The organism is Mesotoga sp. UBA5557 (assembly GCF_002425715.1).
Classification (GTDB): Bacteria; Thermotogota; Thermotogae; order Petrotogales; family Kosmotogaceae; genus Mesotoga.
Genome location: NZ_DIMV01000045.1, coordinates 1 through 6,209 on the forward strand (window position 1 = coordinate 1; position 6,209 = coordinate 6,209).

Below are 6,209 nucleotides of genomic sequence, written 5' to 3' on the forward strand. Positions count from 1 at the left end.
TACTCGCTCTGGAACGAAGAACTCTCACTCTTTTCCAATGCTCAACCCGCCGCGTACCTTCATGGCCCTTATGTTTCTGGAGGACCGACATTGATCGTCAGCCAGTAATCTCCAATAGCTTTCGCAACGATCAGGAATTCGTCAAAATCGATCGGTTTGACAAGATAGGAGTTCACTCCGCAGTCATAGCAAATTGCCCTGTCTCTTTCTTCACGAGAAGATGTAAGGACGACGACAGGGATCCTTCTTGTGAGTTCGGAATGCTTTATTTCGTGAAGAACTTCATGTCCAGAAATCCCGGGTAATTTGAGATCCAGCAAGACAAGATCAGGCACAGGGAATGCCTCTCTATCTTCGTATCGCCCTCTGCCAAACATATAGTCGAGAGCCATTTCACCGCTCTTTACAATCTCGACTCGGTTCGTAAGTCCTACCTGTCTGAAGGAGTCAAGTGTCAGTTCGACGTCCATCTGGTTATCCTGGACGAGCAGTATCAAAGCTTCTTTCAAAGCCTGGCCTCCTTAATCTTCACTATGAACTTTGCTCCTTCTCCCGGCACTGATTGCACAGAAACGTCCCCACCCATCAAAGTGATCGACTTCTTCACAATAGCCAGACCTATACCGCTTCCCGGGAAGTCTTCGCTAGAATGGAGCCTCTGGAATATGTTGAAGATCCTCTCATGGAATTTCTGACTTATTCCTATTCCATTATCTTCAACAATCAAGTGTACCCATTCTCCTCTTCTTTCAGAATATATCTTCACTACGGCCCGTTCTTCTGGTTTGTGATATGTCAAGGAGTTTTGAAGAAGGTTGATAACCACCCTTTTCATTAGCATGCGATCTACATAGACATTTGGCATGTCAGAGGCGGTCTGCACCGAAGCATACTCCTCTTCAATTCTAGTTGATAGTGTAGAAACGCATTCATCAACTATTTCCTTCAAAGAATGGATCTCTAGGTTAAGGGGAGATCTACCTACTTTTGAGTACTCAAGAAGGCCCGTTATCAGCTCCGACATATCCTCCCCGGCCTTGAGTATGAACCCCAGATAGCGAGTGCCTTCTTCAGGAATAAGTTCCGAGTAACGATCCGAGATTATCTTAGAAAAGCCATTAATTGCTCTCAGGTGAGCTTTCAGATCATGGGCCATTGAGTAAGTAAAGGCCTCAAGCTCCTTGTTTACCTCCTCAAGCTCTTTCGTTCTGCACCAAACTCTCCGTTCAAGTTCTTGAAGTGTTAACTCGCGCTTCGTCACATCTTCAAACACAGCAACTATTTCATCCGGCCTGTTACGGTAAACGAAGTTCTCAACTCTTAGATCCAGTTTACCGTCACGGTAGTTCATTACTGGATGATGCTTGGAGCGTCCGGTCTTCCAAACCTCAATCATCGTGTCATACAACCCGAGTTCAACTACTTTCGGGAAGACCCCCCGCACACTTCTTCCAAGGATCTCTTCTTTCGTGACCCCGGTTATCTTGCATCCGGCGGGGTTCATATCGAGAAATACCACATCTTCTCCTGAGTTAGTAACCTTGTATATGGCAATGCCAGCATTCATGTTCATGTACAGCCTTCTGAAACGGAGTTCGCTTTCCTTGAGAGCGGCTTCTGCTTTGTGCTGTGCGGTTACGTCTTCAAGGATTCCAAGCATTCCCTCGAGATCTCCCTTGTCATTCCTTATCGGAGCACTGAATAACTTCACCACAACTTCACTGCCGTCCTTTCTGATACTTACAAATCGCTTTCCGTAAATCGATAGACCTCTCAAAGTCTCTTCGTTGATTCTAGCGTGTTCTTCTCTCATGTTTTCCGGAATGTAGGGCAGGGGTTTGCCTATTACCTCCGAACTCTTCCAGCCAAAGATCTTTTCAGCCGCCTCGTTCCAGCTTCTTACTCTGTATTCGAGATCAAGACTCACGATGGCTATCGGAGAATTCTTAACGATTGTTGCTAGTCTTTCGCTTGTAGCCGCCAGCACTCTCTCCGCTATCTCTCCGCGCCGCCTGGCTGATTGCGCTGTCATAGCCCACCCAACTACCGTAGTTGCTGCTGGATAGATAAGCATAACCGGCAGTGCGGCAACGGCGTAAAAAGTCTCTCGGCTTGGCGATGGGAGAAGAAGCATGCATAACAACATAAAAACATGTACGAGGATTCCAAATAGGTACAACTCAACAATCGAGTGGCGTGTCCTTCTCTCTTTCAAAAAGTGTCGCCAAAGGAGACCGACAGAAACCGAGCTGATAATACTACTTATGCCGGCGAGCGTACCCCCTCCTCCCATGAACATTCTCATAGCAATGCTCATGGAAGCCGCGATCAAAGAAGGCACGAGACCGAAGTAGAGGCCTATAAGCCCAAGGACAACGGATCTTGTATCGAAAACTACTCCAGGAGCTAGCTGCCATGAGTTGAGCATTACGGCAAGAGTGATCATACCGAGAAACAAACCTGAGATCACTTGACTTGAGAATTGTCTGCTCGGCGAAGATCGGGCATAGAAGAGCCCATAAACAACCGCAAGAGCTATGAGTAACGCTGCGTTATTTATCAAAGCTATAAGTGCTTCTCTTCCCATAGAAAACCCTCCTGCCAGTCTGCCTTAATTACTTTTACAAGAATTATAGTCTTCGCTCCTGTTGAATAAGCACCACAGAAAGACAATGCCCGATGATTTCTGTTGGGTTTCTGATCAATGAGTGTTGTTCGTACTTCTTAAGGAAGGTTCTTTCGTGCTATCATCAAGTAGTTTCAGGAGGTGTCTATGGTTCGAACAATATCTGATCAAGAGCCTTCTTCTCCAGTAGTGAGTATACTTTTTGTAGAGGATTTAGTAAGTGATGCCGAATTGGCAAAGCTGGAAATAACTAGAGGGCTGGCGGATTGGGATTTAAGTCTGCGTTTTCTTACCACGGACAATTGGGAGGGATTTCTAGACGCTATTAGCACTTTTAAGCCCACTCTGATAGTCTCAGACTTCATGATGCCCGGCTTCAGTGGTATGGAAGTGATAGAACTAACGCTCCAACACGCTCCGAATATTCCGGTAATTATCCTGACAGGTTCTATTAATGAGGAGACTGCAGTCGAATGCATGAAGGCCGGTGCAACAGATTACGTCATTAAGGAGCACATCTCAAGGCTTCCCTTTGCTGTTAAAGACGCCATTAAAAGAAAAAAGGAAGAGGAGCTTAGAACTTCTGCCGAAAGGGCTCTCGAAGAAAGTGAAAGAAAGTTCAGACTAATCGCCGAAAAGGCCAGCGACCTGATATACAGAATAGAGCTTTATCCCGAACAGAAGTTTTCGTACGTCAGCCCATCATCTACAAAGCTTACGGGTTACACTCCAGAGGATCACTATGCCAATCCAAATCTTGGCTTCGAGTTGGTTCATCCAGATGATCGTGAAAAGTTGAGAGATTTGCTGGAGCATGTAGATCGTTCTCCAGTAGTACTTAGGTGGATCAAAAAAAATGGCGAAGTAGTCTGGGCAGAACAGCTTAATGTTCCAGTTTACGATAATGACGGAAGGCTGATCGCTATAGAGGGGATTGCAAGAGATGTAACTGAGCGCCAGAAGGCAAACGAAGCTCTGAAGCGAGCCTTCAATTCTGTAGTCAGTGTTCTCTCTGATATGCTGAACCTTAAGGATCCATACACTCAGTTTCATGAGAAGAATGTTGCGAAGTTGGCCTTAGAAATAGCAGAAAGAATGGGTCTTGACGAGTTTACTATTGAGTCTATAAGAGTTGCTTCGATGGTTCACGATATTGGGAAGATAAATATTCCAACAGAGATTCTATCCAAACCAGGAAAACTGAGCGATATCGAGTTTGAGATGATCAAGAAGCATCCCGAAACCGCATATGAAATCCTTCGAAAGGTCGACCTACCCTGGCCCGTTGCAGATATTGTCTACCAACATCATGAGCGGCTGGACGGTTCAGGCTATCCTAGACATTTGAAGAGTGACGAGATTTTGCTAGAAGCCAAAATCATTATCGTTGCAGATGTGATTGAGGCGATGAGTTCTCACAGGCCATACAGGGCGGCGCTTGGCTTTGAAGCTGCGATAGAAGAGATCAAAAAGAACGCAGGAGTTCTCTATGACGCTAAGATCGTCCAGATCTGTACTTCCATCCTTGAAGAAGGCTTTAGATTCTGATTCGTGCTCCGATCACGGACTAAGTCTCCGATTTGGCAGCTAGCTCGTCGTGTACTGAAGCGGAATCTCGTTTGAGTCACTTAGCTGAACTGCACTGCCAACCTCCTGTACAAATAAGAGCGAAAAAATAAGAACCGCCCATGATGGGCGGTTAAGAATAGGAAGTGTTTACGCGAAAATAATAGGCATTGAATATAATAACACAAGCTTCTGAATAAACTCATTAATCGACCGGAACATACGATTAACTCTTCGATAAGAAATGATGATTGTCCTTGATACTGCCGTGTTCGCTCCAGTGACTGATTCTACTCACACCTCTTTTGCGATTGAGTAATCCCTTTTGGTGCGCATCTTCTCTCCGGGAATCCAATCAGAAGATTCCTCTGTGTTTCATGTTAGCCTGAAGCCTGAAGTCGTAGTCGACCGCAGAGTAATTTGACTGCCTCATGACTGGGGGCAGAATAATACACACTCTGATATAGGATTTCAGAAAGTATTCTTATTAACATACACCATAGATAACGAAGATGTTAATCTACGTGTGCCCAAACAAGACAAATAAACCGGGACTCTCATATTCACACAAGAAGAAAACGTCCATGGGGAGTTCTCAACAGCAGATGAAGGCGCACCATAGGAGAAGAGTCTGACGCAATAGAAAACCCGGAGGACACAGCCCTCCGGGGAGTAATCGGGATCCAAACTCCGACTGAATGCAGGTTTCTCAGACTAGAAACCGATATTAAGCAAGTTCGTCCCTTCGTTTATGACAACGTTCTCAAATGTCTTAGTCGCACCAGTCTTTGTTGCTACAACAGAGTAAGTTCCAAGCGGGATATTGCTTATTGAATAGACGCCTCCCCCAAGGGAAAACGTGGTTACTTGTTTTACCGATGCAACTTCGTTTTCTCCGTCCATCACCTTAATCGTTATGGGATTGCTCCCTTTGGATATTGTTCCGCTCAAGGAACCCGTTAAGCGTGACAACATTTTGTTTACAGTCTTCGTTTCGCCAGAACCGACTGTCACATCATTTGTTTGATCAGAAGCATAGCCGGCCTTTTCAAATTTGACCGAATAGATTCCTGGATTTACGTCTACTGAATAGGTTCCCAAGAGCGATGTCTCAAGTGTACTGATCTCCGTATCGCCGCTGAGTATTGTCACAATGACACCGCTGACGGGAAGCGACACACCAAGAACAGTTTCAGAGACTCGCCCTTCTATTGCAAGCCCTTGCAAAGAACTGCCGTCATTTCTCTATAGGCTTCAACTTGAACACGATCACTTTGCGGAGATTGCCTTTGGTGTCCCGGCCCTCTTCTACGAAATCATCGACATATTCCATCTCTCCCAGATATTTGACGAAGCCTTTACTGACCTTCTGAAAGAGGTGGAGAGCTTTCTGATTCTCTCTTTGGTTTCTGATTGCCTTGTTGCCTCTTACAAACTCCATATCGCCTTCCTGGCCTTCACCATAATAGAGAAAGTATCCATTCTCCCATCGATCGTTGTAACCGTACTCCTCTCCCGAAAAGCCTGTGAATATGAAAACCATGTCATGTTTGGCAGGATATGATATCCCGCTCTGTCTATTCCCTCCATACTCTTCATGAATCAGCGACCGCTTGTAGACTTCGCCTTTCTTGAACTGCAAGGTATCACCTCCTAGCCTGTTTCCGCTTTCAGTTTCTCAACGATCTCCTTGTAGTTTTCGCGGCAGTATGACCCTCCGCCCAGAAGCTCTGAATTTCTTCTCTAAAGCTCCTTTTGATTCTGATCGATCAATCTTCCGCAAGTACATCAGCAGTTAGGTTTGGAACCAAGCGCTTCCTGAACTTCTTTCTTATACTTCTGATATCTTTTGAATTCCAAACCGTAGCTCTCTAGAAAGTCCTTAAGTTCGAGAACGAGAAGGTTTCTGAGAGTCTTTACATTTCGCTCGGGCTTCAAATAACGTCTGATCTAATCCCGAATGACACTGAAAAATGGAGTCTGACTGACGCTATTTAGGGCTTCCTGAAAAACTGCT

The 6,209-nt window shown here is 45.3% G+C and carries 5 protein-coding genes; 1 reads left to right on the forward strand and 4 read right to left on the reverse strand.

The features are described from left to right. Window positions 1–68: 68 nt before the first annotated feature. Together B3157_RS05870 and B3157_RS05875 are read right to left on the reverse strand one after the other, a co-directional pair. Window positions 69–509, reverse strand: coding sequence for a response regulator (locus B3157_RS05870; RefSeq protein WP_292589549.1), 441 nt, complete (start codon window positions 507–509; stop codon window positions 69–71). Next, complete coding sequence (locus tag B3157_RS05875) at window positions 506–2,587, reverse strand: PAS domain S-box protein (RefSeq protein WP_292589551.1); 2,082 nt, start codon at window positions 2,585–2,587, stop codon at window positions 506–508. Before B3157_RS05875 ends, B3157_RS05870 begins: the two co-directional genes overlap by 4 nt. 186 nt (window positions 2,588–2,773) lie before the next feature. Between B3157_RS05875 and B3157_RS05880 the strand changes: the two genes are divergently transcribed. Then, window positions 2,774–4,174, forward strand: a complete 1,401-nt coding sequence (locus B3157_RS05880) for an HD domain-containing phosphohydrolase (RefSeq protein WP_292589553.1) — start codon at window positions 2,774–2,776, stop codon at window positions 4,172–4,174. A 732-nt stretch (window positions 4,175–4,906) separates the two neighbouring features. Here B3157_RS05880 and B3157_RS05885 read toward each other — a convergent pair. Beyond that, window positions 4,907–5,419 (reverse strand): carboxypeptidase-like regulatory domain-containing protein, encoded by a 513-nt coding sequence (locus B3157_RS05885; RefSeq protein WP_292589555.1) that lies wholly within the window; start codon window positions 5,417–5,419, stop codon window positions 4,907–4,909. 10 nt (window positions 5,420–5,429) lie between these two features. Beyond that, on the reverse strand, window positions 5,430–5,834 hold the full coding sequence (locus B3157_RS05890) for an HNH endonuclease (protein ID WP_292589557.1): 405 nt from the start codon (window positions 5,832–5,834) through the stop codon (window positions 5,430–5,432). Window positions 5,835–6,209: the final 375 nt, after the last annotated feature.